The organism is Streptomyces sp. NBC_00102, from assembly GCF_026343115.1.
Classification (GTDB): Bacteria; Actinomycetota; Actinomycetes; order Streptomycetales; family Streptomycetaceae; genus Streptomyces.
Genome location: NZ_JAPEMC010000001.1, coordinates 4356320 through 4381901 on the forward strand (window position 1 = coordinate 4356320; position 25582 = coordinate 4381901).

The 25582-nt window shown below is 72.0% G+C and carries 21 protein-coding genes and 1 riboswitch; of the genes, 15 read left to right on the top strand and 6 right to left on the bottom strand.

Going from position 1 to position 25582, the window contains the following annotated elements:
* Positions 1-81: 81 nt before the first annotated feature.
* The 12 genes from OHA55_RS19590 (at position 82) to OHA55_RS19645 (ending at position 14251) form a co-directional block, all read left to right on the top strand.
* On the top strand, positions 82-2406 hold the full coding sequence (locus tag OHA55_RS19590; RefSeq protein ID WP_266708088.1) for an N-6 DNA methylase: 2325 nt from the start codon (positions 82-84) through the stop codon (positions 2404-2406).
* Positions 2407-2500: 94 nt separating this feature from the next.
* Complete coding sequence (locus OHA55_RS19595; protein WP_266708090.1) at positions 2501-3163, top strand: hypothetical protein; 663 nt, start codon at positions 2501-2503, stop codon at positions 3161-3163.
* On the top strand, positions 3160-4716 hold the full coding sequence (locus OHA55_RS19600; RefSeq protein WP_266708092.1) for a serine/threonine-protein kinase: 1557 nt from the start codon (positions 3160-3162) through the stop codon (positions 4714-4716). The genes OHA55_RS19595 and OHA55_RS19600 overlap by 4 nt, the downstream gene beginning before the upstream one ends.
* Positions 4717-4870: 154 nt before the next feature.
* Complete coding sequence (locus OHA55_RS19605; RefSeq protein ID WP_266708094.1) at positions 4871-5599, top strand: SurA N-terminal domain-containing protein; 729 nt, start codon at positions 4871-4873, stop codon at positions 5597-5599.
* 25 nt (positions 5600-5624) lie between these two features.
* Positions 5625-6608: a nucleoside triphosphate pyrophosphohydrolase gene (locus tag OHA55_RS19610; RefSeq protein WP_266708096.1), complete on the top strand. Its 984-nt coding sequence runs from the start codon at positions 5625-5627 to the stop codon at positions 6606-6608.
* Positions 6601-7947: a cytochrome P450 gene (locus tag OHA55_RS19615; RefSeq protein WP_266708098.1), complete on the top strand. Its 1347-nt coding sequence runs from the start codon at positions 6601-6603 to the stop codon at positions 7945-7947. The genes OHA55_RS19610 and OHA55_RS19615 overlap by 8 nt, the downstream gene beginning before the upstream one ends.
* Before the next feature lie 106 nt (positions 7948-8053).
* Positions 8054-9124: a transglycosylase family protein gene (locus OHA55_RS19620; RefSeq protein ID WP_266708100.1), complete on the top strand. Its 1071-nt coding sequence runs from the start codon at positions 8054-8056 to the stop codon at positions 9122-9124.
* Between the two features lie 290 nt (positions 9125-9414).
* Positions 9415-9595: riboswitch (cyclic di-AMP (ydaO/yuaA leader) on the top strand.
* Between the two features lie 3 nt (positions 9596-9598).
* Positions 9599-10336 carry a transglycosylase family protein gene (locus tag OHA55_RS19625; RefSeq protein ID WP_266708102.1) on the top strand — a complete coding sequence of 246 codons (738 nt, stop codon included), beginning with the start codon at positions 9599-9601 and terminating at the stop codon, positions 10334-10336.
* Positions 10337-10712: 376 nt separating this feature from the next.
* The gene (eno, locus tag OHA55_RS19630) at positions 10713-11999 is read left to right on the top strand and encodes a phosphopyruvate hydratase (protein ID WP_266708104.1); all 1287 of its coding nucleotides are present in this window, start codon (positions 10713-10715) and stop codon (positions 11997-11999) included.
* A 112-nt stretch (positions 12000-12111) separates the two neighbouring features.
* Positions 12112-12615 carry a septum formation initiator family protein gene (locus OHA55_RS19635; RefSeq protein WP_266710820.1) on the top strand — a complete coding sequence of 168 codons (504 nt, stop codon included), beginning with the start codon at positions 12112-12114 and terminating at the stop codon, positions 12613-12615.
* A 128-nt stretch (positions 12616-12743) separates the two neighbouring features.
* The gene (locus tag OHA55_RS19640; RefSeq protein WP_266708106.1) at positions 12744-13289 is read left to right on the top strand and encodes a DUF501 domain-containing protein; all 546 of its coding nucleotides are present in this window, start codon (positions 12744-12746) and stop codon (positions 13287-13289) included.
* On the top strand, positions 13286-14251 hold the full coding sequence (locus tag OHA55_RS19645) for a Ppx/GppA phosphatase family protein (RefSeq protein ID WP_266708108.1): 966 nt from the start codon (positions 13286-13288) through the stop codon (positions 14249-14251). Before OHA55_RS19640 ends, OHA55_RS19645 begins: the two co-directional genes overlap by 4 nt.
* Positions 14252-14312: 61 nt before the next feature.
* Here OHA55_RS19645 and OHA55_RS19650 read toward each other — a convergent pair whose 3' ends face one another.
* Together OHA55_RS19650 and OHA55_RS19655 are read right to left on the bottom strand one after the other, a co-directional pair.
* Entirely contained in the window at positions 14313-14570 is a 258-nt protein-coding gene (locus OHA55_RS19650; protein ID WP_266708110.1) for a type II toxin-antitoxin system RelE/ParE family toxin, read from the bottom strand.
* Entirely contained in the window at positions 14567-14839 is a 273-nt protein-coding gene (locus OHA55_RS19655; protein WP_266708112.1) for a type II toxin-antitoxin system Phd/YefM family antitoxin, read from the bottom strand. Before OHA55_RS19655 ends, OHA55_RS19650 begins: the two co-directional genes overlap by 4 nt.
* 500 nt (positions 14840-15339) lie before the next feature.
* On the opposite strand from OHA55_RS19655, the gene OHA55_RS19660 reads away from it, so the two are divergent.
* On the top strand, positions 15340-16695 hold the full coding sequence (locus OHA55_RS19660) for a family 43 glycosylhydrolase (protein ID WP_266708114.1): 1356 nt from the start codon (positions 15340-15342) through the stop codon (positions 16693-16695).
* A gap of 67 nt (positions 16696-16762) precedes the next feature.
* Here OHA55_RS19660 and OHA55_RS19665 read toward each other — a convergent pair whose 3' ends face one another.
* A complete protein-coding gene (locus OHA55_RS19665; RefSeq protein ID WP_266708116.1) occupies positions 16763-17080 on the bottom strand; it encodes a type II toxin-antitoxin system Phd/YefM family antitoxin in 318 nt (105 codons plus the stop codon).
* Positions 17081-17643: 563 nt separating this feature from the next.
* On the opposite strand from OHA55_RS19665, the gene OHA55_RS19670 reads away from it, so the two are divergent.
* Together OHA55_RS19670 and OHA55_RS19675 are read left to right on the top strand one after the other, a co-directional pair.
* Positions 17644-19029 (top strand): NAD(P)/FAD-dependent oxidoreductase, encoded by a 1386-nt coding sequence (locus tag OHA55_RS19670; protein ID WP_266708118.1) that lies wholly within the window; start codon positions 17644-17646, stop codon positions 19027-19029.
* A 355-nt stretch (positions 19030-19384) separates the two neighbouring features.
* Complete coding sequence (locus OHA55_RS19675) at positions 19385-20692, top strand: cyclopropane-fatty-acyl-phospholipid synthase family protein (protein ID WP_266708120.1); 1308 nt, start codon at positions 19385-19387, stop codon at positions 20690-20692.
* Between the two features lie 94 nt (positions 20693-20786).
* Here the strand turns inward: OHA55_RS19675 and OHA55_RS19680 are convergent, their stop codons facing one another.
* The 3 genes from OHA55_RS19680 to OHA55_RS19690 form a co-directional block, all read right to left on the bottom strand.
* Entirely contained in the window at positions 20787-23312 is a 2526-nt protein-coding gene (locus OHA55_RS19680; protein WP_266708122.1) for an ABC transporter permease, read from the bottom strand.
* 98 nt (positions 23313-23410) lie between these two features.
* Positions 23411-24181 carry an ABC transporter ATP-binding protein gene (locus OHA55_RS19685; protein WP_266708124.1) on the bottom strand — a complete coding sequence of 257 codons (771 nt, stop codon included), beginning with the start codon at positions 24179-24181 and terminating at the stop codon, positions 23411-23413.
* 318 nt (positions 24182-24499) lie between these two features.
* Positions 24500-25540, bottom strand: coding sequence for a LacI family DNA-binding transcriptional regulator (locus OHA55_RS19690; RefSeq protein ID WP_266708126.1), 1041 nt, complete (start codon positions 25538-25540; stop codon positions 24500-24502).
* Positions 25541-25582: the final 42 nt, after the last annotated feature.

Below are 25582 nucleotides of genomic sequence, written 5' to 3' on the forward strand. Positions count from 1 at the left end.
CGGTGTGCGTCGGTATGCTCGCCTGCACGCGGCGCGGACGGTGGCGCGAACGGTGACGGTTCGGACCATGGGAGACAGCACATGCCGGAGAACGCCTCCGAGGTGACCGCCGCCGGGATCGCCCGCCTGGCCGGAGTCGGGCGGGCCGCCGTCAGCAACTGGCGCCGCCGGCACGCGGACTTCCCGAAGCCGGTCGGCGGTACGGAGACCAGCCCGTCCTTCGTGCTCGCCGAGGTGGAAGAGTGGCTCCGGGGCCAGGGCAAGCTCGTCGAGGTGCCGCTCCGGGAGCGCGTCTGGCAGCAGCTCGCCGGACATCCCGCCGGGCCCGTCGCCGCGCTGATCCACGTGGGCTGCGCCCTGCTGCTCGTACGCGACCGGCCCACCGTATGGCTGGAGTTGGCGGAGGTCTCGGACGAACGCGTCGCCCGGCTGCTGCCCGAGGCCCTCGCCCCCGTACTCGACTCCCGGTTCGGGCCGGAGGCATCCGACGGGCAGGGGCAGGGGCAGGGGGGTGGGCCGGAGGGCCTCGCGCCGGCCGCCGCCCCGGCCGCCGTCTCGGCCGTCGGGGTCCCCGGGGCCGAGGAGCTGCGGCCGTCCGTACCGCTGCTTCGCGGGGCCGCCGCGCTGGCGGCGGAGTCCGGGGCGGGCCAAGCGTTCGAGTTCCTGTTCGGCCGCCAACTGGACGCCAATCCACGGCAGTACACGCTCACCCCGCCCGAACTGGCCACCCTCATGGCGGACCTGGCCCTCCGGGGCGAAGGTCCGGGCCGCGGCCCGTCCGGGAAGGTGCCCGCCCCGGTCGTCCTGGACCCCGCGTCCGGGACGGGGGCGCTGCTGCGCGCGGTCGGCAGGCCCGCGGTCCTGTACGCACAGGAGTCCGACCCCGACCTCGCGGCGCTCACCGCGCTGCGCCTCGCCCTGGGTACGGGCGGGGGCGCGGCCGGTGGTGCGGCCCCGGAAGCGCCGGGGCTTTCGGTGCGTGCCGGCGACACCCTGCGCGCGGACGCCTTCCCGAAGCTGGCCGCCGACGTGGTGCTCTGCCACCCACCGTTCAACGAACGCAACTGGGGTCACGACGAGTTGGCCTACGACCCCCGGTGGGAGTACGGCTATCCGGCCCGAGCGGAGTCCGAACTCGCCTGGGTTCAGCACGCGTTGGCCCGACTGCGGCCCGGTGGCACCGCCGTGCTGCTGATGCCGCCTGCCGCCGTCTCCCGCCGCTCCGGCCGCCGCATCCGCGCCGACCTGCTGCGCCGGGGCGCGCTGCGGGCCGTCGTCGCGCTCCCCGCCGGGGCGGCCCCGCCGTACGGCATCCCGCTGCATCTGTGGATTCTGCGCAAGCCGGACCACGGCGTGCAGCCCTCGCCGGGGCTCCTCCTCGTCGACACCGCCGAGTCGCCCGACCCCGCGGTGGGCGCGGCCGCAGGCGCCGGAAGCCTCGCGGGGAGCGGCCGCGAACGGATCGACTGGCCGCTCGTCCGGCGCACGGTGCTCGACGCCTGGGGGGCCTTCACCGCCGCCGACCCCTTCACCACCGCCGACCGTGGACCCGGCACCGACCCCTTCACCACCGCCGACCGCGGACCCGGCACCGACCCCTTCACCGCCACCGACCGCGGACCCGCCACCCCGCAGGACACCGCGCCCGTCACCGGGGCGAGCCGGGTCGTGCCCGTCGTCGACCTCCTCGACGACGACGTCGACCTCACCCCCGGACGTCATCTCCCCCGGCCCGCCACCGCCGGGGGAGTGGCCGAACTCGCGGCAGTGCGGGACCGGTTGACCGACGAGCTGCGGCTCACCCTCCGGCTGACCCCGCCGTCCGCCGACCCGGTCGAGCCCGCCTCCCGGCCGTTCACCACCCTCGGCGAACTCGCCCGCGCGGGCGCGCTCCGGCTCAGCACCGGCGGCTCCGGCGGAGGGCGGGGCCCCGTCCTCACCGAACACGACGTTCTCGGCAACACCCCGCCCAGCGGCGCCCCCACCGGCCCCGCGGAGGATCCGGTCGTCCTCCGTACCGGTGACGTCGTCGTTCCCGTGCTGGGCGGCGGCTCGGTCGTCCGGGTCGTGGACGAGGCGACCGCCGGCGCCGTGCTCGGTCGCAACCTCCAACTGCTGCGCCCCGATCCGTCCGTGCTCGACCCGTGGTTCCTCGCCGGGTTCCTGCGCGGCACCGCCAACACCCGGCGCGCCAGCAGCCACGCCTCCACCGCGTCACGGCTCGACGCCCGCCGGATCCGGCTGCCCCGTCTCCCGCTGGACGAACAGCGGCGGTACGGTGTGCAGTTCCGCGCCCTCGCCGCCTTCGAGGACGCGCTGCGCACGGCGGGCCGACTCGGCGGACTGCTGGTCCAGGGCATGTACGACGGACTCACGGACGGGACGGTGTCCCCGCCGGTGAGCTGAGTCACATCCGTTGTGCACAACCAGGGAACGGCTGTCCGCGTGGGTGTATACGCTCGCACCACCACATCCGCCCATCGCCTCCCGGGAGCGGCACATGCACGGCTACGGCTATCCGCCGGAGCTTCCCCCGGCACGCCCTTCCTCGGCGGCGCTGACGGTCCTGCGCGTGGTCTTCGTGGCGCTGACCGTGCTGAGCTGCGGTTTTCTGGGCTGGGCGGCGACGCTGCGGCTGGCGATCGTGACCCGCCGCCCACGCGACTGGGTGCTGTTCGTCCTGACCGCCGGGCTCACCGTGGCGCTCTTCGCCTATCTGGTGGCGATCCCCGAGGAGCAGGCGGAGCTGACGGACACCCAGGGGGTGATCATGCTCGGTGGGATATTCGCGCTCATGGGCGGCGTCACCTGGTACTACCTCTACCAGGACATCCGGCACTTCGGCCCGTACGGCCCCGTCGCCGCCGCGGCCCGCGCGCAGGCGGCCGGCTACCCGCCCGCCGTTCCGGTCCAGGGGTACGGCTACCCGCCCCTCCAGCAGACCCCTCCGTACGGCGCCCCGCCCGTCCCGCACCACCCGCAGGGCCCCACCACGCCCTACCCGTCCGTCCAGCACCAGCCCGTGCAACCGCCGCCCCCGCCCCAGCAGTCGAACCCCGTCCCGCCCCCGAAGCGCCCCGGCCCGCCCCAGCGGCTCGACCAGGTCCGCGCCGAGCTGGACGAGCTGAGCGACTACCTCCGGAAGGAGAACGAGGGCCGGTGAGCGGACGGATCGTCGCCGGACGGTACGAACTCGCCGCGATCCTCGGGCAGGGCGGCATGGGCCAGGTCTGGACGGCCTACGACCGGCGGCTCGACCGCCGGGTCGCGGTGAAGCTGCTGCGCCCCGACCGGATGGGCGTGCCCGGCGGCCGGGAGGAGGCCGACGAACTGCGCCGCAGGTTCGCCCGGGAGTGCAGGGTGACCGCGCAGGTCGACCACCCCGGACTCGTCACCGTCCACGACGCCGGGGGCGACGGCGACGACCTCTTCCTCGTCATGAGTCACGTCGAGGGCTCCGACCTCGCCGACCACCTCGCCGAGCACGACCCCTACCCGTGGCCCTGGGCCGTCGCGGTCGCCGCCCAGCTCTGCGCGGTGCTCAGCGCCGTGCACGCGGTGCCGATCGTCCACCGCGACCTCAAACCCCGCAACGTGATGGTCCGTCCCGACGGCACCGTCACCGTGCTCGACCTCGGCGTCGCCTCGGTACTGGACACCGACACCACCCGGCTCACCCACACCGGTTCGCCGATCGGCTCCCCGGCGTACATGGCGCCCGAGCAGGCGATGGGCGGTGCGGTCGGCCCGTACACCGACCTGTACGCCCTCGGTGTGCTGCTGCACGAACTGCTCAGCGGGGACGTGCCGTTCTCCGGGTCCACCGCCCTCGGCGTGCTCCACCGCCACCTCTACGAACCGCCGCTGCCGGTCCGCAGTATCCGGGCCGACGTGCCCGAGCAGCTGGAGGCCCTCGTCCTGCGGCTGCTCGCCAAGGACCCGCAGGCCCGCCCCGGTTCCGCGCAGGAGGTGTACGAGGCCCTCGCCCCGTTGCTGCCCGCGCACGGCACGCCCGGCGGACCGCTCGACCCGACCCGCCCCTTCCTCCGCCCGCACGCGCCCTGGCCCGACCGGGCCGCCCCCGTCCCCGCACCGGCCACCGGCTTCGGCCCGCCGCCCGCACCCGCGCGGCCGGCATCCGGCCGGGCGGACGTGGCGCGCGCCGTCGACGACGTCAAGCGGCTCCTCGGCGAGGGCCGGATCACCCAGGCCGTGGACATCCTCGGCTCCATCCTGCCGACCGCCGCCGCCGAACACGGCGAACGCTCACCCGTCGTCCGCATCCTGCGCAAGCAGTACGCGGCGACGCTGATGGACGACGGCCAGTACCGCCGCGCCCTGCCCGAACTGCGCCGCCTCGCCGACGACCGTGCCGCCGAGGCCGGACCCGGCGACCCGCAGACCCTCCAGTACCGCTACGACGCCGCCCAGTGCCTGGAGCAGCTCGGCGAGACGGCCGCCGCGCTCAACGAGTACCGCGCGGTCCTCCCGTACTACGAGAACGTCTACGGGGCCGTCGCCACCGACCCCGGCCGCTCCTTCGACATCCGCCACCGCATCGGCCTGCTGCTGCTCGCCGTCGGCGACCACACCGCGGGCCGGTCCCAGCTGCAGGCCCTGCTGTACGACACCGAGCGCTCCTACGGCCCGCACCACCCGCTCCCCGCCGAACTGCGCCGGCAGCTGACGCACCAGCGGGACGTTCGGGGCGGCTGAGCACCGGCCCGCCCGTACACCGCCCGGTGGCACCACATCCCCAACTCCTCCCGAATCGTTGGTCGAACCAGTGGCCCCCATGGCCGCCACTGCCTAACATCGATCACCGCAAGGCTTTGTGCACTGATGCACAAACTCTCATCGGGAGGCTCCTTTGCACCGCCGTCGTCGCACCGCGCTCACCCTCTCCGCCGCTCTCCTCCTCTCCGCGCCCGTTCTCACCGCCTGCGGCGGCGACGCCCACCCCGGGGCCGCCGCGATCGTCGGGGGACAGCGGATCGAGGTCTCCACCCTCCAGTCGGACGTCGCCGAGGTGCGCAGCGCCCAGCAGAGCTCGCCGCAGTCCGCCCAGCTGGTGAAGGGATCCGGACAGCTCCCGCGCGCCGCTCTGCACCGGCTGATCTTCGGGCAGGTCCTCGACAAGGCGGCCGAGGACGCCGGAGTGACCGTCAGCCGCAAGGAGCTCCAGCAGGTGCACCAGGCGGCCGTCGCGCAGTACGGCGGCGAGGACGAGCTGGCCGCGACCCTCCTCCAGGAGCGCTGGATCTCCCCGGAGCAGATCGACGGCGACCTGCGCCAGGAGGTCCAGCTGCCCAAGCTGGCGGCGGCGCTCGGCGCGGACCTGCAGACCCAGGAGGGCACCCAGAAGGTGACCGAGGCGCTCACCAAGGCGTCGAAGTCGCTGCACATCGACGTCAACCCGCGCTACGGAGCCTGGGACGACCAGCAGATCCGCCTCGGCACCTACGAGTCCCCCTGGCTCGCCAAGGCCACCGGCACCGACACGGCCGCATCCGGCGGAGACGGCGCCGGCGGCGACGGCACCGCACAGGACGGCTCCGGGCAGGACTCCGGGCAGGCGGAGACCGCCCCGACGGGCTGACCCGCCCCCGGGGTAGGTTCGAAGGGTGAACGCTGAAGCACCCGGCCGGGTCGTCCTCCTCACCGCCAGCCACCGAGTCGCCCCCGGACTGCTGTCCTGGCCCGCCTGGCAGACGCTGCGCGCCGCCGACCGCGTCGTGTGCGGCGCCCCCGACCACGTGCAGCTCCCGTATCTGCGCGAGGCGGGCGTCACCGTCGAGAACACCGAGCTCACCGCCGAGGAACTGGTCGACGCCTGCGCCGGCGACCGGACCGTGGTGGTCCTGGTCGGCGGCGAGGGCGACCAGCGGCTGACCGACGGACTCGCCCGCCTCGGCGGCTCCGGCCGGATCCGGATGCCGGACCTGGAGCTGCTCCCCGGCTCGTACGACCTGCCGGGCGCCCGCCTCCTCGACCTCGTCCAGGTCATGGACGTGATCCGCCGCGAGTGCCCGTGGACCTCGACGATGACCCACCGGGGCCTCGCCAAGTACGTCATCGAGGAGACGTACGAGCTGGTCGAGGCGATCGAGGACGGCGACCGCGAGGAGCTCCGCGAGGAGCTCGGGGACGTACTCCTCCAGGTCGTCTTCCACGCGCGGATCGCCGAGGAGGACGCGGAGGAGCCCTTCGCCATCGACGACGTGGCGGGCACCGTGGTGGAGAAGCTGATCCACCGTCATCCGCACGTCTTCGGCGACGCCACCGCCGACACCCCCGAGGACGTCCGGGCGCACTGGCTGCGCACCAAGGCGGTCGAGAAGCGGCGCGACTCGGTCACCGAGGGCGTCCCGCTCGGCCAGCCCGCGCTCGCCCTCGCGGCGAAGCTCGGCAGCCGGGTCCGGAGCGCGGACCTGGCGGTCGCCCTGCCCGCGGGCGACACCCTCGGCCACGAGCTGCTCGCCCTCGCCGTCCGCGCCGAGGCCGAAGGCGTCGACCCGGAAGCCGCCCTGCGCGCGGCGGCCCGCGCCTACCGGGACGCGATCCTCGCGGCCGAGGGCATCGGCGCCCCGGACACCGTCGATGAGTGACCGGCCGGTGAACGAGCACCACGCCGAGCCCGAGCCCGGTGGCCCCGCCCCCGCCGGCTGCCCCGCGCACCGCGCGCCCGACGCTCCCGAGCTCTTCACCTGGGAGTTCGCCACCGATCCGTACCCCGCGTACGCCTGGCTCCGCGAGCACAGCCCGGTGCACCGCACCACGCTGCCCAGCGGGGTCGAGGCCTGGCTGGTGACCCGGTACGCCGACGCGCGGCAGGCGCTCGCCGACAACCGGCTCTCCAAGAACCCGGTCCACCACGCCGGGTCGGCGCACGCCAAGGGGAAGACCGGGATTCCGGGGGAGCGCAAGGCCGAGCTGATGACCCATCTGCTCAACATCGACCCGCCCGACCACACCCGGCTGCGCCGGCTCGTGTCCAAGGCGTTCACCCCGCGCCGGGTCGCGGAGTTCGCGCCCCGCGTGCAGGAGCTGACGGACCGGCTCATCGACCGGTTCGTGACCGCGGGCGAGGCCGACCTCATCCACGACTTCGCCTTCCCGCTCCCCATCTACGCGATCTGCGACCTCCTCGGGGTGCCCGAGGAGGACCAGGACGACTTCCGGGACTGGGCGGGCATGATGATCCGCCACGGCGGCGGGCCGCGCGGCGGAGTGGCGCGCTCGGTGAAGCGGATGCGCGCCTACCTCGCCGAACTGATCCACCGCAAGCGGGAGGACCCGGGCGACGACCTGATCTCCGAGCTGATCCGCACCAGCGACCACGGCGAGCACCTCACGGAGAACGAGGCCGCAGCCATGGCCTTCATCCTTCTCTTCGCCGGCTTCGAGACCACCGTCAACCTCATCGGCAACGGCACCTACTCCCTGCTCCGCCACCCCGAGGAGCGTGCCCGTCTGGAGGCGTCCCTGGCGGCGGGGGAGGAGGAGCTGCTCGCCACCGGCATCGAGGAACTGCTCCGCTTCGACGGCCCGGTGGAGCTGGCCACCTGGCGGTACGCCACCGAACCGCTGACCATCGGCGGCGAGGAGATCGCGGCCGGCGACCCCGTACTCGTGGTGCTCGCGGCGGCCGACCGGGACCCCGCGCGCTTCGACGACCCCGACACGCTCGATCTCGCGCGTCGCGACAACCAGCACCTCGGCTATGGCCACGGCATCCACTACTGCGTGGGTGCGCCGCTCGCCCGGCTGGAGGGACGGACCGCCCTGGCCACCCTGTTGAGGCGTCTCCCTGACCTGCGCCTTGCGGGAGAAAACGCCGATTTGCGGTGGCGTGGGGGGCTCATCATGCGTGGACTGCGCACCCTTCCCGTGGAGTTCACACCGGGCCCGGCGCGCGACGGAAGTGACGCTCCGTCAACACTGTGATGTTGATGTGATCTGCGAGGCATCGACTTGTGACACACGTTCGAGTCCCGCTAGGTTCACGGTTCGACGCATCAGTTCACCCGTCAGTCACACGGAAGGCACTCCCATGGGCTCCGCGAACGGCAGACACCGCCGCCCTCGCCAGGCACCCGCCATCGTCGTCGCAGCCGGCGTGACAGGCTCCGCCCTGGCGATTCCGCTCCTCGCCGCGACCAGCGCCGGCGCCGCGGACGCGACCACCTGGGACAAGGTCGCCGAATGCGAGAGCGGCGGCACCTGGAGCGCCGACTTCGGCAACGGCTACTACGGCGGACTGCAGTTCTCCCAGGAGACCTGGGCGGCCTACGGCGGTACGGACTACGCGCAGCGCGCGGACCTCGCCAGCCGCACCCAGCAGATAGCCGTGGCGGAGAAGGTTCTCGACGCGAAGGGCCCGCAGGCGTGGCCCGGGTGCGCGGTGATCTCCGGACTGGCGCCCGCGGGCTCCCTCATCGGCGTCGACCCCGGCTCCACCTCCTCCACGGACGCGGGCGCCTCGGCCGGCACCATCCCGGACGCGGACGGCGCCGCCGCCTCGACCGGCACCGGGGGGTCGACGGACGCCTCGGGCTCCACCGGCACCTCCGGCGCCACGGGCTCCGAGGGCACGACCGGCGCGGCCGGTAGCGCCACGCCGAGCCCGGACGCCTCCGTGACGCCCTCGCCCTCCGGCTCGGCCACCCCGGGCAGCACCACCCCCGGGAAGAGCGGCGCGAAGACCGGCACCACGGACGCGGCGACCGGTGACACCGCGACCGGCGGCAAGCACCGCGGCACGCCCGACCCGGCCGAGGCGTCCTCCGACGACTCGCGCGAGTCCGGCCGGCACGCCTCGCGCGGCGGCACCGACGCGCGCGACGACACGACGCTCGCGACGGACGGGACGTACACGGTCCAGTCCGGGGACAACCTCTGGGCGATCGCCGACTCGCAGAACCTGTCGGACGGCTGGACCGAGCTCTACCAGGCCAACGAGGACGTGATCGGCTCGAACCCCGACCTGATCCTGCCCGGCCAGGAGCTCGACCTGGGCGCCGCCCCGGCCGACACGGCGACGGAGAGCGCCCCTGCGACGGACTCCGCATCCGACACGCCGGAGAACACGGCCGACACGGCGGAGACCGCTCCGGCGCAGTGATCAAATACGGGAAAACACCCCCAAAAGAGGGGTAGTTAAGGGGCCTATGTCCACTTTTGCGAAAGTGAGACATGGGTCTCTTCGCTGTTTCGGCGTGTCGTCGTCACAGGGGTCCGCAGATGTCCGCTTTGACCTGCGGAAACGGTTATTCAGTGATGGCCAGTAAGGTCTGATTGTCTGATATGTCCATCATTGAATGTGGGGGTTCCCTCTGTTTACGGTCAGAACCGCTCGCACCGCGGGCCCCGTCGACCGTCACGCCGAATCCTGCCGTCGGTCGAAGGGAACAGACGCGTAAAGCGCCGTAGGCAGGAGCGGGGGACCCAGGTAAGCCGCCGGTATCGGACGGCCCGTCGGAGACGACGGGCGGACGCCACCGGCTAGGGGTTAAGCCATGCGCAAGGACGCGTGGCCGGGCACTCATTGGCCCGAACCCGACAGCTCACCTCGCAGGCGTCGGTGAGGAGATGTTCCATGCTGCTGTCCAGCAAGGGTAAGCACCGCCGCTCGTCCAAGGCCGTCCGTGTGGCCACGCTCGCCGGCGTCGCCGGTGCCGCGATCGCCCTCCCGCTGATGGGCGCCACCAACGCCTCCGCCGCCTCCGTCGCCACCTGGGACGCCGTCGCCCAGTGCGAGTCCGGTGGCAACTGGTCCATCAACACCGGCAACGGCTACTACGGCGGTCTGCAGTTCTCGCAGTCCAGCTGGGCCGCCGCCGGCGGTACGAAGTACGCCCCCCGCGCCGACCTGGCGACCAAGGAGCAGCAGATCGCCACCGCCGAGGTGCTGCTCGACATGCAGGGTCCGGGCGCCTGGTCCTGCGCCGGCGCCGGCAACCTCACCAACGACGGTGTGGACCCGGGCGTCGACACGGGCTCCTCCACCGCGAGCACCGACACCTCCGCGAGCACCGGCACGACCGCGACCGACGACAGCGCCTCCACGGCGACGCCGGACCGCTCCACCGACTCGCAGGCCGCCTCCCGCAGCGAGGAGCGCCCCGCCGCGAAGTCCGAGACCGTCACCACGCCGGCCGGCGACAAGGTCGAGAAGGGTGACGGCGAGTACAAGGTCGTCGCCGGCGACACCCTCAGCACCATCGCCGAGAAGCAGGGCGTCAAGGGCGGCTGGCAGAAGCTGTTCAAGCTGAACCACGACATCGTCGAGGACGCCGACCTCATCTTCCCGGGTCAGCAGCTCCACCTGAAGTAATCACGAACCACTCCTCCCCGGAATCGGGGTGTCCGGCGGCACCCCTTTCCCACTCCCTGGCCCGGCGCGCACTCCCCCCGCGCGCCGGGCCAGGGTCTTTTCCCGCCCCGCCCGCGGACCGCGCCCCGCGAGCGACGGCAGGAGAAAGAGGAGAAGGGGCGGGCCGCGCCCCTCGCCGTACCGCGGGCCGCGCCCCTCGCCGTACCGCGGGCCGCCGACCGCCGTACCGCCGAACGTTATGTTCCGTACGGAAACAATGTGTAGGCTCGTCGTGTCACTGGACGGACGGTCGGCTGGCCGATGTCCTGTGTCCGGTTAGGCTCTAGTCGCAAGGCTCACAGAGCCCCGCACAGTCAGCGTCACATCCCAGAAGGAGATGCTCGTGCCGTCCATCGACGTCGTCGTAGCCCGGGAAATCCTCGACTCGCGGGGTAACCCCACGGTCGAGGTCGAAGTTGGTCTCGACGACGGCAGCACGGGCCGTGCTGCCGTTCCGTCCGGCGCATCCACCGGCGCGTTCGAGGCCGTCGAGCTTCGCGACGGCGACCCCAAGCGTTACCTGGGCAAGGGTGTCGAGAAGGCCGTCCTCGCCGTCATCGAGCAGATCGGCCCGGAGCTCGTCGGCTACGACGCCACCGAGCAGCGCCTGATCGACCAGGCGATGTGCGACCTGGACGCCACGGAGAACAAGGGCTCGCTCGGCGCCAACGCCATCCTCGGCGTCTCGCTGGCCGTGGCCCACGCCGCGTCCGAGGCTGCCGACCTCCCGCTCTTCCGCTACCTCGGCGGCCCGAACGCGCACCTGCTGCCCGTTCCGATGATGAACATCCTGAACGGTGGGTCGCACGCCGACTCCAACGTCGACATCCAGGAGTTCATGATCGCCCCGATCGGCGCGGAGTCCTTCTCCGAGGCCCTTCGCTGGGGTGCCGAGACGTACCACACGCTGAAGAAGGTCCTCAAGACCAAGGGCCTCTCCACCGGTCTCGGCGACGAGGGCGGCTTCGCCCCGAACCTCGAGTCCAACCGCGCCGCCCTCGACCTCATCGTCGAGGCCATCAAGGAGGCCGGCTTCGTCCCCGGCCGCGACATCGCGCTCGCGCTCGACGTCGCCGCGTCCGAGTTCTACAAGGACGGCAAGTACGAGTTCGAGGGCAAGTCCCGCTCGGCCGCCGAGATGACCGAGTACTACGAGGAGCTCGTCTCCGCGTACCCGCTGGTCTCCATCGAGGACCCGCTGTACGAGGACGACTGGGCCGGCTGGAAGGTCATCACCGACAAGCTCGGCACCAAGGTGCAGATCGTCGGCGACGACCTCTTCGTCACCAACCCCGAGCGCCTCGCCCGTGGCATCGAGGAGGGCTCGGCCAACGCCCTGCTCGTCAAGGTCAACCAGATCGGCTCGCTGACCGAGACCCTGGACGCCGTCGAGCTCGCCCAGCGCAACGGCTTCAAGTGCATGATGTCCCACCGTTCCGGTGAGACCGAGGACGTCACCATCGCCGACCTCGCCGTCGCCGTGAACTGCGGCCAGATCAAGACCGGCGCCCCGGCCCGCTCGGACCGCGTCGCCAAGTACAACCAGCTGCTGCGCATCGAGGAGATCCTCGACGACGCCGCGGTGTACGCCGGCCGCTCGGCGTTCCCCCGCTTCAAGGGCTGATCCGCGGCCCGGGGGTTCCCCCTCGGGGCCCGCACCACCAGCCTCCGTCCGTCCCCGCACTCGGTCCCGTACCGTGTGCGGGGACGGACGTGCGTGACGGGGAGGCATGAACATGGCCGTGAAGGACCGCGACCGGTTCTCCACCGCGACCAGGCTGCGGCTGCTCGGCGAGCAGACGGCGGCCCGCGTCTACCGCTCGCAGAACCGCCGCCAGGCCCACCGCTCCCGGCTCACCGGCCGCGCCGCGTTCCTGGCGCTGATCGTCTGCACCCTGATCGTGGCGCTGGCCTATCCGATGCGGCAGTACGTCTCCCAGCGCGAGGAGATCGCCGACCAGGAGCGGACGCTCCAGGACGCGGGGAAGCGTGCCGAGGAACTGCGGGACGAGAAGGCCCGCCTCCAGGACGACGCGTACATCCGCCGCCTCGCCCGCGAACACCTCCACTACGTCCTCCCCGGCGAGACCGGCTACACCGTCGTCGACCCCGACGCGGCGGCCGACGACCGGGGCGAGCCCGGCGCCGACGGCCGGCCCTGGCACTCCAACCTCTGGGACGGCGTGGACAGCGCGGACGGCTCCGGCAGCGACTCCGACGGGTCCTCCCACGGCGGCTGAGCCCCGACCCGCGCGGCCGGACACACCGGTTCGCCAGGCACACTGGTCCGAGCAGGAACCACGCCCCACGGCGTACCCGCGGCGCGCCGCACCCCACAGCAGCACCTCCGAGCAGAACCAAGGCAGGCATGGACACGCCCCCTCCGCAGACCGAATCCACTCCGCCCACCGACGCGGACATCGCCGCGTTCGAGCAGCAGCTCGGACGGCCGCCGCGCGGGCTGCGCGCCATCGCGCACCGCTGCCCCTGCGGCAACCCGGACGTGGTGGAGACCCAGCCCCGTCTGGAGGACGGCACGCCGTTCCCGACGACGTTCTACCTGACGTGCCCGCGCGCCGCGTCCGCCATCGGCACGCTGGAGGCGAACGGCGTCATGAAGGAGATGACCGAGCGCCTGGGCACCGACCCGGAGCTGGCCGCCTCCTACCGCGCCGCGCACGAGGACTACATCGCCCGCCGCGACGCCATCGAGGTCCTGGAGGGCTTCCCCAGCGCCGGCGGCATGCCGGACCGGGTGAAGTGCCTGCACGTCCTCGTCGGCCACTCGCTGGCCGCCGGACCCGGCGTGAACCCGCTCGGCGACGAGGCCATCGCCATGCTCCCCGAGTGGTGGGCGAAGGGCCCCTGCGTCACGCCCTGCACGCCGGAGAAGCAGGCCGGGGAGACCGCGTGACCACGACACGGGTCGCGGCCGTCGACTGCGGCACCAACTCCATCCGGCTGCTCGTCGCCGACATCGACCCCGCCACCGGTGGATTCACCGAGCTGGACCGCCGGATGCGGATCGTCCGCCTCGGCCAGGACGTAGACCGCACCGGCCGCCTCGCCCCCGAGGCCCTGGAGCGTACGTTCGCCGCCTGCCGCGAGTACGCCGGAGCCATCGAGGAGCTCGGCGCCCAGAAGATCCGCTTCGTCGCCACCTCCGCCTCCCGCGACGCCGAGAACAGCGCCGACTTCGTCCGGGGCGTCCACGAGATCCTCGGCGTCGAGCCCGAGGTGATCACCGGCGACCAGGAGGCCCAGCTCTCCTTCGACGGCGCCACCAAGGAACTCCACGGCACCAGCGGACACGGCTTCGCCGCCCCGTACCTCGTGGTCGACATCGGCGGCGGCTCCACCGAGTTCGTCCTCGGCGACGACACCGTCCGCGCGGCCCGCTCGGTCGACATCGGCTGCGTCCGCATGACGGAGCGCCACCTCGTCCAGGACGGCGCGAAGATCGACCCGCCGACCGAGGCCCGCATCGCCGCGATCCGCGCCGACATCGACGCCGCCCTCGACCTGGCCGCCGAGACCGTCCCGCTCACCGCGGCGACCACCCTCGTCGGCCTCGCGGGCACGGTCACCACGATCGCCGCCATCGCGCTGGACCTGAAGGAGTACGACTCCGAGGCCATCCACCACTCCCGGATCTCCCTCGCCCGCGTGGAGGAGATCACCACCCGCCTGCTCGCCTCCACCCACGCCGACCGCGCCGCGATCCCCGCGATGCACCCCGGCCGGGTCGACGTCATCGCCTCCGGCGCCCTGATCCTCCAGGCCCTGATGCGACGCACGGGGGCCCAGGAGATCGTGGTCAGCGAACACGACATTCTGGACGGGATCGCGTTCTCGGCGGCAACCGCCGACGAGTGACCTGCTGGGCATGACCTGCCTGGACAGCCCGGAAGCACCATGCTTCCGGGCTGTCCGCGTTTCAGATGCCGCGCCGGTCGCCGACCTTGACGACGAGGATGACGAGCTCGCCGTTCTCGACTTGATAGGCGACCCGGTAGTTGCCGACCCTGACCCGGTAGAGGCCCGAGAGACCGACGAATTTCTTGACGTCGGCGTCCTCGCGATACGGATCGTCGCCGAGCGCGGTCAGCGCGGCCAGGATGCGCATGGCGACAGGCCGGTCGATGGCTCGGAGCTGTCGATGCGCCGTGGCGGTGAACCGGAACGCGTACTTCACTCCGCGTCTTCGGAGCGTTCGGTGAACAGATCGGCCAGCAGCTCGGCCATCGTCACGGTCGGGCCGCCCTCGTTCAGGACCGCTTCCGCTTCCCGTGCCAGCAGGACGTCGGCCGCGTCCTCCAGTGCGTAGAAGTCTGAGATCGGCACCAGGGCCGCCACGGGCTCCCCGTTGCGGGTGATCACCGTGGGCGCGCCCTCCGCGGCGCGATTGATGTGGTCCGCAAGGTGAGCGCGGGCTTCTCGCACGGTCGCGGTCGTCTCAGTCACGAGGAAAGTGTACGCGTGAGTGTGTACACAGGTCGGTCGAGTGAAGCGCACTTGGGGAGCGATGCTCGACGGGATCGCGTTCTCGGCAGCGGCAGCGGCAGCGGCGCTCGGCGCTCGGCGCGGCGAGAACGCGTATGCGGCGGTCGGCCCGTTCGCCCGGATTAAATCGGCGACCCCTTGACGTAGATCATCGCGGTTTCCATGCTGGATCCATGCCGTCCGAGGTTGGTCCCCAGGCTCGTCGCGAGCGGGTCGTGGCACGCAGGTCGTGCGTGCCGCGCCGTGGCCGGGCCGGCTGTCCGGATTCGCGCTGACCTTTCAAAGTCCTGAGAAGCAAAGGGCGTTGAGCACGTGTGCCGACGCTCCGTCAGTCATGGCCGCCGTGCGCACGGGACGTGCGGGGGGCGGTCGTTCCTCCCCGTGTGCCGGCCCGGCGCGGTGCCGCCGTGCCCGCACGGAAGCCCGCACCCGATACCCGTACGCCGAAGGAGAGCTGACCCATGACCAGCCACGAGAACCGATCGCCCGTCGGACGCAGGGCCCTGCTGGCCGGGGCCGCCGGGCTGGGGGCGGCGGTGGCGCTGCCCGCACCGGCCGCGCAAGCCGTCTCGCCCGAGCCTGCCGCGCACGCCGCACCGAAGGAGGCGTCCGGTCGCGGGCAGGGCCGGTACCCGGCGAACTGGCCCGACCCGGCGCCGTACGGCGCCGCCGACACCCGTGAGGACCTCTGGCCGAGGGAGGACAACTCCTTCGTGCTGCCCCTGGAGTTGCGCCCGCGCGACGAGGAGCTCGGGCGGGTCTGGATGCGGGACACGTACGTCAACTGCTTCGAGGTCGACGGCCGGCCCCTCTACGTCGCCACCGGCACCACCCGGGTGCCCGGCCTCGAAGCGGCCGGCCCGTGGAACGACGGGATCTTCGTGTGGACGGCGCGCGACCTCAAGGGGCCCTGGAAACTGGTGGACACGACCGGCATCCGGCCCGGCGAGGAGAAGGGCAAGGTGTGGTCGCCCGAGTTCGTGGGGGAGAACCGGCCGGGCCGTACGGTCGTCGCTCCGTGGCAGGAGTACTGGTACGACTCCCAGTTCGGCAAGCGCGGTGAGGCGTGGGCGCCCGAGGTGCACCGGGTCGGCGGCAGGTGGTACATCGTCGCGTGCATGGGCGACCACTCGCGGAAGGTCGGCTCGTTCATGCTCGTCAGCGAGGGCGGCGTGGAGGGCCCGTACCGGCTGATCGAGGGCAACCTCGACAAGCCCTTCGGGGACTCCTTCATCGGCGGCCCCGCGTTCATCGCGCCCGGCGCCTACCACCACATCGACGGCAGCCTGTACTCCGAGGGCGACGACGCCTGGCTCGTGCTGCACAACAACCTGTACGCGAAGTTCCGGGACGACATGGAGGACATCGTCCCCACGACGGGCCTCCCCGCGTTCCGGCAGACCCCGTACTCCCCGGAGCCGTATCTCGAGGGTGCGTACGTGTTCAAGTACGGCGGCAAGTACTTCCTGCTCCAGGCCGCCTGGGACCGGACCTCCGTCAACGCCGACGGCAGCACCCGCCAGGGGTACGACACTGCCGCGGCCGGACGGGTCCAGTACCAGTACGACGCCGTCGCCGCCGTCTCGGACACCTTCGAGGGGCCGTACTCGCAGCGGTGGACGGTCGGCGTCGGCGCCGGCCACAACAACTTCTTCGAGGACCACCGCGGGCAGCTGTGGGCGACGTTCTTCCGCAACCCGAACTTCGGTCACTGGTCCAACGCCTCGCGTCTCGCGGACTCCGCCGTGCCGGGAGTCGTGCGGGTGGAGTGGACCGGGCCGAAGGGCAACCGGCTGTACGTCCGCCGCAGCGACTGAGACCCGGGAGGGGAGGGGGAGAGAAGGGAGAGGGGGAGGCGAGAGAGGGAGAGGCCGGGCGGAGGGCTCAGCGTGCCTCTGCTCCTCCTTCCCCTGCATCCCCCTCCGCTTCCTCTTCTCCGTCCGGCGGGCCCTGGTGGTCGGCGAGTACGTCCGTCAGCAGCTCGGCCACGGTCGTGGTGGGGTCGACGCCGGCCAGGACCGCCTCCATGTCGAGCACGTCGGCCGCTTCCTCCAGGGCCTCGAAGTCCGCGATCGGCACCACGGCCGCCACCGGGGTGCCGTCGCGTGTGATCACCGTGGGTTCGCCCCGTTCGGCGTGGTCGATGGGGGCCGACGGGTTCGCGCAGGCCTCCCGGACCGACACGGTTCTCCTTGTGGTCATATGTCCAGTGTGTGCGCACCCGGGGCGGGTCCGCGCGTCCGGCCGCCCGGGCCGCCCCCGGAGCCCGGCGCGCACCCCCTTTCCCGGGCTCTCCGGACGCAAGCTCACCTCCCGGAATTTGTGCGCTCACATGCGGCCCGGCCTGCACCTCTGATGCTTTACTGGGGCTTCCGGGCGGCTTCCTGGCGCCTCGGCGGGGGTGACCGGGCGGGCGCGGCGACCAAGTTCGTGAAGTTCTTCACAAGGAATTCGGTCCGCTCGGGGCAAGTTCTTCGCTCTCACGGGTGCGAACGTGCCTGTGCGTACGGTTTGTGCGGTACGCGCGGGTGTCCCCCGCGTGGCGCGCGCAGGGTGGAGCGAGGGGGTGAAAGGGCGGTCGCGAGTCGCCGTTCCGGGGCCAAAAGCCAGCTCACGGGCGGTGAACAACGTTCGCCGGGAGGCTGTGGTTCCCCTGATGAAGCATGACCTGGGTCACGCGGGCCGCGCAGTGTAGCAGAGGGGGCACCCAACCTTGTGAAGGGGCTCACGAGCTGCCCCCCTGGATGGGGTGGATACTCGATTGCATGAGCACCACGGAGCGTCCCAGGATCCTCGTTGTAGGCGGTGGGTACGTAGGCCTGTACGCAGCTCGACGCATTCTCAAGAAGATGCGCTACGGAGAGGCGACCGTCACGGTCGTCGACCCGCGCTCGTACATGACGTACCAGCCCTTTCTTCCCGAAGCTGCTGCAGGCAGCATCTCGCCTCGGCATGTCGTCGTCCCCTTGCGACGCGTGCTGCCCAAGGCTGAGGTTCTCACCGGTCGCGTGACGACCATCGACCAGGAGCGCAAGGTCGCCACGGTCGCGCCGATCGTCGGCGAGGCCTACGAGCTGCCCTTCGACTACCTCGTCATCGCGATGGGCGCGGTCTCCCGCACCTTCCCGATCCCCGGCCTCGCCGAGCAGGGCATCGGTATGAAGGGCATCGAGGAGGCCATCGGCCTGCGCAACCACGTCCTGGAGCAGCTGGACAAGGCTGACTCCACGACCGACGAGGAGATCCGCCGCAAGGCGCTGACCTTCGTCTTCGTCGGCGGTGGCTTCGCCGGTGCGGAGACCGTCGGTGAGGTCGAGGACATGGCCCGGGACGCGGCCAAGTACTACACGAACGTCAAGCGCGAGGACATGCGCTTCGTTCTCGTCGACGCCGCCGACAAGATCCTTCCCGAGGTGGGCCCGAAGCTGGGCGCCTACGGCAAGGAGCACCTGGAGTCCCGCGGTGTGGAGATCTACCTCTCCACCTCCATGGACAGCTGCGTCGACGGCCACGTCGTGCTGAAGAACGGCCTTGAGGTCGACTCCAGCACCATCGTGTGGACCGCCGGTGTGAAGCCGAACCCGGCTCTCTCCCGCTTCGGTCTGCCGCTCGGCCCGCGTGGCCACGTGGACACCAGCGAGAAGCTCCAGGTCCAGGGCACCGACTACATCTGGGCCGCCGGCGACAACGCCCAGGTTCCGGACATGGTCGGCCGCCGCGCCGGCAACCCGAACGCCTGGTGCCCGCCGAACGCCCAGCACGCGCTGCGTCAGGCCAAGGTCCTCGGCGACAACGTGGTCTCCGGCATGCGGGGCTTCCCGCAGAAGGAGTACAGCCACGCCAACAAGGGTGCGGTCGCCGGTCTCGGCCTGCACAAGGGCGTCGCGATGATCGTCATGGGCAAGGTGAAGATCAAGCTCAAGGGCCGTCTCGCCTGGTACATGCACCGTGGCTACCACGGCATGGCGATGCCGACGTTCAACCGCAAGATCCGCGTCTTCGCCGACTGGACCCTCGCGATGTTCCTCAAGCGTGAGGTCGTCTCCCTGGGTGCCATGGAGACGCCGCGCGAGGAGTTCTACGAGGCGGCCAAGCCGGCTCCGGCTCCCGCCGCCGCGAAGCCCGAGGGCGAGAAGGCCAAGGCCTCCTGACCCCGGCGCTCCCGCGAGGGTGCTCGGCTCCGTACGCGGAGCCGTCGGCGCACGACCTGTACGACCTGTACGACCCGAAGGGGCCGTCCGCCATCCGTGGTGCGGACGGTCCCTTCGGCGTACCCGGGCGGGTCGCCCGTCGGGCCGGCCGCCCTCGGGGCAGTCGCGATACCGACCAATACTTGGTATCTACATGCATTTTGCCCAAGCATTGCCCAGTAGCGGGATGACGGTAGCTGCGGCCAGAGTTGACGCATGTGTTACCTCGTCGTGGCGCTGAGGCGCGTCGGCGGGGCGATGATGCATGTGTACGCATATGGGCATTTTGGGAAACACCACCACGGAGGTGTGCGCCATGGCAGACGCCGCGTCGCGGCTGACCGCTCTTCTCACGGAACTGCTCGGAGAACCTCTTCCGGTCCGTATCCGGGCCTGGGACGGCAGCGAGGCCGGACCGCCGGGTGCCCCCGCTCTCGTCATCCGCCACCGCCGCGCCCTGCGCAGGCTGCTGTGGAAGCCGGGCGAGCTGGGGCTGGCCCGGGGCTGGGTGGCCGGCGAGATCGACGTCGAGGGCAATCTGTACGAGGCGCTCGCCAGCATCGCCTCCCTCCTCTGGGACCGGGGCGTCGACGCCAAGGAGACGGTCCACCCGCTGCGCGACCCGAAGGTCCGGGCCTTCGGGAAGGGCCTCGCCCAGCTCGCGGGCCCCTACCCGCCGCCCGCCCCGCCCGCCGAGGAGATGCACCGCCGCCGCACCGGCCCGCTGCACACCAGGCGCCGGGACAAGGAAGCCATCAGCCACCACTACGACGTGGGCAACGACTTCTACGAGATGGTCCTCGGCCCGTCGATGGTCTACTCCTGCGCGTACTGGGAGGACGGCGGCACCCTGGAGAGCGCCCAGCGCGACAAGCTCGACCTCGTCAGCCGCAAGCTCGCCCTCAAGGAGGGCGACCGCCTGCTCGACGTCGGATGCGGCTGGGGCTCCATGGCCATCCACGCCGCCCGCGAGTACGGCGCCGTCGTCACCGGCGTGACCCTCTCCACCGAACAGGCCGCCTACGCCCGCAAGCGGGTCGCCGAGGAGGGGCTGACGGACCGGATCGAGATCCGGGTGCAGGACTACCGGGACGTGCGCGACGGGCCCTACGACGCGATCTCCTCCATCGGTATGGCCGAACATGTCGGCTCGGTCCGCTACCGCGAATACGCCGACGACCTGTTCGCCCTCCTCAAGCCCGGCGGCCGACTCCTCAACCACCAGATCGCCCGCCGTCCCGAGAAGGACGAAGAGGCCTACCACATCGACGAGTTCATCGACGCCTACGTCTTCCCGGACGGCGAACTCGCTCCGGTGGGGCGGACGCTCGGCATTCTGGAAGAGGCCGGCTTCGAGGCCCGGGACGTCGAAGCGCTGCGTGAGCACTACGCCCTGACTCTGCGTCAGTGGGTGACCAACCTGGAGGACAACTGGACCGCCGCGGTGGCGGCCACCTCGCCCGGGCGCGCCCGGGTCTGGCGGCTCTACATGGCGGCCTCCGCTCTCTCCTTCGAGCACAACAAGATCGGCGTCAACCAGATCCTCGCCGTGAAGCCGACGGACTCCGGACACTCCCGGATGCCCGCCCGGTCCCGGCGGTGGACCGCCTCCGCCGGCGACTGACGTACCGCCACGCACCAGGGGCCGGAGACCGCATCCGTGCGGTCCCCGGCCCCTGGTGCGTGACAGATCCGCGTCACTGCGGGACAGCCCCGCGTCACTCCGTCTTGATCGCCGTCAGCATGTTCAGCCGCGCGGCGCTGCGGGCCGGCCAGAGCGAGGCGAGCACACCCACCAGGGCGGCCAGCAGCAGGAAGATCCCGATGCGGCCCCAGGGGATCACCAGCGCGTAGTCGGGGAGGGCGGAGGCGATCGTGCGGCCGATCGCCCACCCGAGGAACGTCCCGAGCAGCACGCCGACCACCGCGCCGAAGAGCGAGATCACCACCGCCTCCAGCCGGATCATGCGCTTCACCCGCGCCCGGTCCAGGCCGATCGCCCGCAGCATCCCGATCTCCTGCTTGCGCTCGAAGACCGACATGGCCAGTGTGTTGACCACCCCGAGCACCGCGATGAGCAGCGCCATCGCCAGCAGGCCGTACATGATGTTCAGCGCCAGGTTCACGAAGCCGCCGAACATGTCCCGCATGTCCTGCCGGTCCATCACGCTCATCGCCGGGTTGTCGCCCAGCGCGTCCACGACGGCCCGCTCGTTCGTGGCGGAGGCACCGCCGTCGGTCGTCAGCCAGATCTCCTGGATGTCGGGGGTCTCGGTGTGGGCGTTCGCGAGGTCCTCGGGGAGCAGGACGGGGGAGACGAACTCGTTGGCCTCGTAGACCGCGCCGATCGTCACCTCGCCCTTCTTCTCGTCCTCGAAGGTCACCGGCAGGGTGTCACCGGTCTTCCAGTGGTTCGTCCGCGCGGTGTCGCTGTCGACCGCGATCCTGCCCTGGGCGAGCGAGTCCAGCGAACCCGTGACCGTCTTGAGCGTGAAGACCTTCTCCACGTCGCCCGGAGTGACCCCGGACGCCGCGTGGTGCCTGCCGTTCACCGTCAGCCAGTTCGCCTGCTGCGGGGAGACCGCGGTGACGCCGTCCGCCTTCCGCAGCGCGGTGAGGGCGGACGTGTCCAGCGCGTCGCCGCTCGCCATCGAGACCATGTAGTCGGCCTTGATGTTGTCCGTCGTCATCCGGTCGACCGCCTGGCCCAGGGTGACGCCCAGCACCGAGATGCCGGTGACCAGGGTCAGCCCGATCGCCAGCGCGGAGGCGGTGGCGCCGGTGCGGCGCGGGTTGCGCACCGCGTTCTGCGCGGCAAGCTTGCCCGACACCCCGAACACCCGGGTCAGCAGCGGGCGTACCAGCGCGATGGCCGGCCGCGACAGCAGCGGGATCAGCACGATGATCCCGATCAGCGCCAGGAACGCGCCGCCCGCGATCAGCGGCCTGCCGTCCGAGCCGGCGGCCGCGCCACCGATGATCCCGGCCGCTCCGAGCAGGGTGATGGCCCCGCCGATCGAGTTCCGTACGACCAGCGAACGGGTGGTCGCCACCGCGTGCACGCTGCTCATGGCGGCGACCGGCGCGATCTTCGCGGCCCGGCGGGCGGGCAGGTAGGCGGCGAGCACCGTGATCACGACCCCCACACCGAACGCGGCGAGGACCGTGAGCGGGGCGACGACCAGCGGTCCCGCCGGGATCTTCCCGCCGATCACGCCCATCGCCGAGCGCAGCGCGGCGGCGAGACCGACACCCAGCGCGAAGCCCACCGCCGAGGCGATGAGGCCCACCACGGCCGCCTCCATCAGCACCGACCGCTTGACCTGCCGACGGGAGGCGCCGACGGCACGCATCAGGGCCAGTTCCCTGGTGCGCTGGGCGATCAGCATGCTGAAGGTGTTGGCGATCAGGAAGACACCCACGAAGAGCGCGATCCCGGCGAAGACCAGCAGGATCGTGTTGAGGTTGCCCAGCCCGTCCTCGATCTGCTTCGCCTGCTCGTCGGCGAGGGCCTGCCCGGTGCGGGCCTCGGCCCCCCGGGGCAGCAGGGTCTTCACCTCGGCCAGCAGCCGGGTGTCGGAGGCGCCGGGCGCGGCGACGACCGTGGCCTCCTGGAACTCACCGGCCCGCAGGAACAGCCGCTGCGCGGTGGCCTGCTCGAAGAGGACCAGGCTGCCGCCCGCGTTGACCGCGCCGTCCTCGGTGGTGAAGACACCGGTGAGGGCGTACTCCTTCACCGGACCGTTGGTCGCCACACGCACGGTGTCGCCGACGTGGTACCCGCCCTTGTCGGCCGAGGCGCGGTCCATGGCGATCTGGCCGTCCTCCACCGGGCCGTCGCCGGAGGTGAAGGTGTACAAGGAGTCCTTGCCGTTCTTGCCGGGGGCGAAGTTGCCGCCGTTGGTGGACCAGCCGTCGCCGATGAGCTTGCCGTCACGGCCGGCGGCACCGGCGAACCCGGAGACCCGCCCGGTCGCCTCCGCCACGCCGTCCAGCGCCCGGATCTTCTCCAGGGTGGCGTCGGGGATGCCGGAGGTGTCCGTGTCGTGGCGGCCGGCCGAGGTCGAGACGGCGACCGCGACGTCCTTGTAACTCTTGGCGGACTGGTTGCGGAAGGCATTGCCGAGGGTGTCGGTGAAGACCAGCGTGCCGGAGACGAAGGCGACGCCGAGCATGACCGCGAGCACGGTCATCAACAGCCTGGCCTTGTGCGCGAGCACATTGCGCAGGGCGGTACGGAACATGTGTGTGTCCTGGGATCAGGTCCGGGAGGGACCGGAGGAGAGCGGGCGCGCCCGGGGGACGGGGCGGGGTGGGTGGTACGGGATACCGCAGCCGGGTGTCAGCTGGTGCGGCCCTTGGCGTCGAACGCCTTCATCCGGTCCAGCACGCCGTCCGCGGTGGGCCGTGCCATCTCGTCGACGACCGCGCCGTCCGCGAGGAAGATGACCCGGTCCGCGTAGGAGGCGGCGACCGCGTCGTGGGTCACCATCACGACCGTCTGGCCCAGCTCGCGCACCGAGTTGCGCAGGAAGCCCAGGACCTCCGCGCCGGACCGCGAGTCGAGGTTCCCGGTCGGCTCGTCACCGAAGATGATCTCGGGCTGCGAGGCGAGGGCACGGGCCACCGCCACCCGCTGCTGCTGGCCGCCGGAGAGCTGCGTCGGCCGGTGCTTCAGCCGGTCCGCGAGCCCGATCATGTCGATGACCTGCTGGAGCCAGGCGGCGTCGGGCTTGCGGCCCGCGATGTCCATCGGCAGCGTGATGTTCTCCAGCGCGGTCAGCGTCGGCAGCAGGTTGAACGCCTGGAAGATGAACCCGATCTTGTCCCGGCGGAGCTGGGTGAGCTGCTTGTCCTTGAGCGACCCCAGCTCGGTCTCGCCGATGCGCACCGACCCGGAACTGAAGGTGTCGAGCCCGGCCACGCAGTGCATCAGCGTGGACTTCCCGGAGCCGGACGGGCCCATGATCGCGGTGAACTCGCCCTGCGGGAAGTCCACGGAGACCCGGTCCAGGGCGACCACCTGGGTCTCGCCCTGGCCGTAGACCTTCGACAGCTCCGTGGCGCGCGCGGCGACGCCGGTGGCACGGTGGACGGGGGGTGCGGTGGTCACAGGGACACTCCTGGGGGACACGGGGGCGGGAAAGCCGGGGGGCCTCGGGGCCGGACGCCCCCGGGGCCGGACCGCGACCGGAGGGGCCGGCGGGGCCGTGGGATTCAGGGGCCCCTTCATCCTCCCGTCTCCCCGGTGGCCCGGTCGTCAGTCCCCGTGCCCGTTCGGTGGCCCTCTTGAGTCGCACCGGGGTGGTGCCCGCCTCCTCCTCCGGTATGACACCCGCACGTAGGGGGTCCGCTCCGGGCCGCCGGACCGCCGGGGTGGGTCGGCCGGTGCCCGTCGCGGCAGGTCAGGGGCGGATGGGGTCGCCGCCGGTCAGCGCGGCGGTGCCGTCGAGCCGCGCGGGACGAGACGGGCCGAGGTGTCCTCCCGGCCCTCGGCCGCACCCTCGGCGACCAGCGTCAGCAGAGTGCGCGCGGCCAGCGCCCCGTACGCCGGGATGTCCCGGCGGAGCGCGGTGAGCGGCGGCCGGACCACCTGCGAGAGCTGCGAGTCGTCCCAGGCCACCAGCGAGAGATCGGCGGGCACGTCGAGCCCCATCTCCTGGGCGACCGAGAGCCCCGCCACCGCCATGATGTCGTTGTCGTAGATGATCGCGGTCGGCCGGTCGGGTGCGCTGACGAGTCGGCGGGTCGCGTGCGCGCCCTCGTCCCCGGAGTAGTCGGTGTGCACCACCACGGGCTCGCCCAGGCCGAGTCCGGCGCAGATCTCCCGCTGCGCCCGGTCGCGCATCCGGGTGTGCGTCAGCTCCGCCAGCCCGGCGACCCGGGCCACCCGGCGGTGGCCGAGCGCGTGCAGGTACGACACGGTGTCGCGGAGCGCCCCCGCGTCGTCGGACCACACCGGCGTCAGCGGACCGGCCGCCGACGGGTGGCCGATCGCGACGGCCGGCAGACCGAGCCCGGCGACCCCCGTGACGCGGGGGTCCGGTTCGCCATGGACGGCGTCCGTCTCGCGCAGATCGGCGAGGAAGACGCCGTCCACCCGGCCCTCGCCCCACCAGCGCCGGTACACCTCCAGCTCGTGCGCCGGACCGCTCACCATCTGGAGCAGCAACGCATAGCCACGGGTGGAGAGTTCGCTCTCGATGCCGCTGATCAGTTCCATGAAGAACGGCTCCACCCCCAGCATCCGGGCGGGGCGGGAGAGCGCGAGGCCGACCGTGTCCGCGCGGGCGCGGGTGAGCGCGCGGGCCGCGCTGTTGGGCTGCCAGCCGATCTCCTCGGCGATGGCCTTGATGGCGGCCCGCGTGCTGGGCGACACCCCCGGGCGGTCGTTGAGCGCGTAGGACACCGCGACCTTGGAGACCCCGGCGCGCAGCGCGATGTCGGCGATCGTCGGGCGGTTCTTGGGCAATGGGACCTCGCTTAACCGGTTCGTGTCCACCGGCATCGTAGC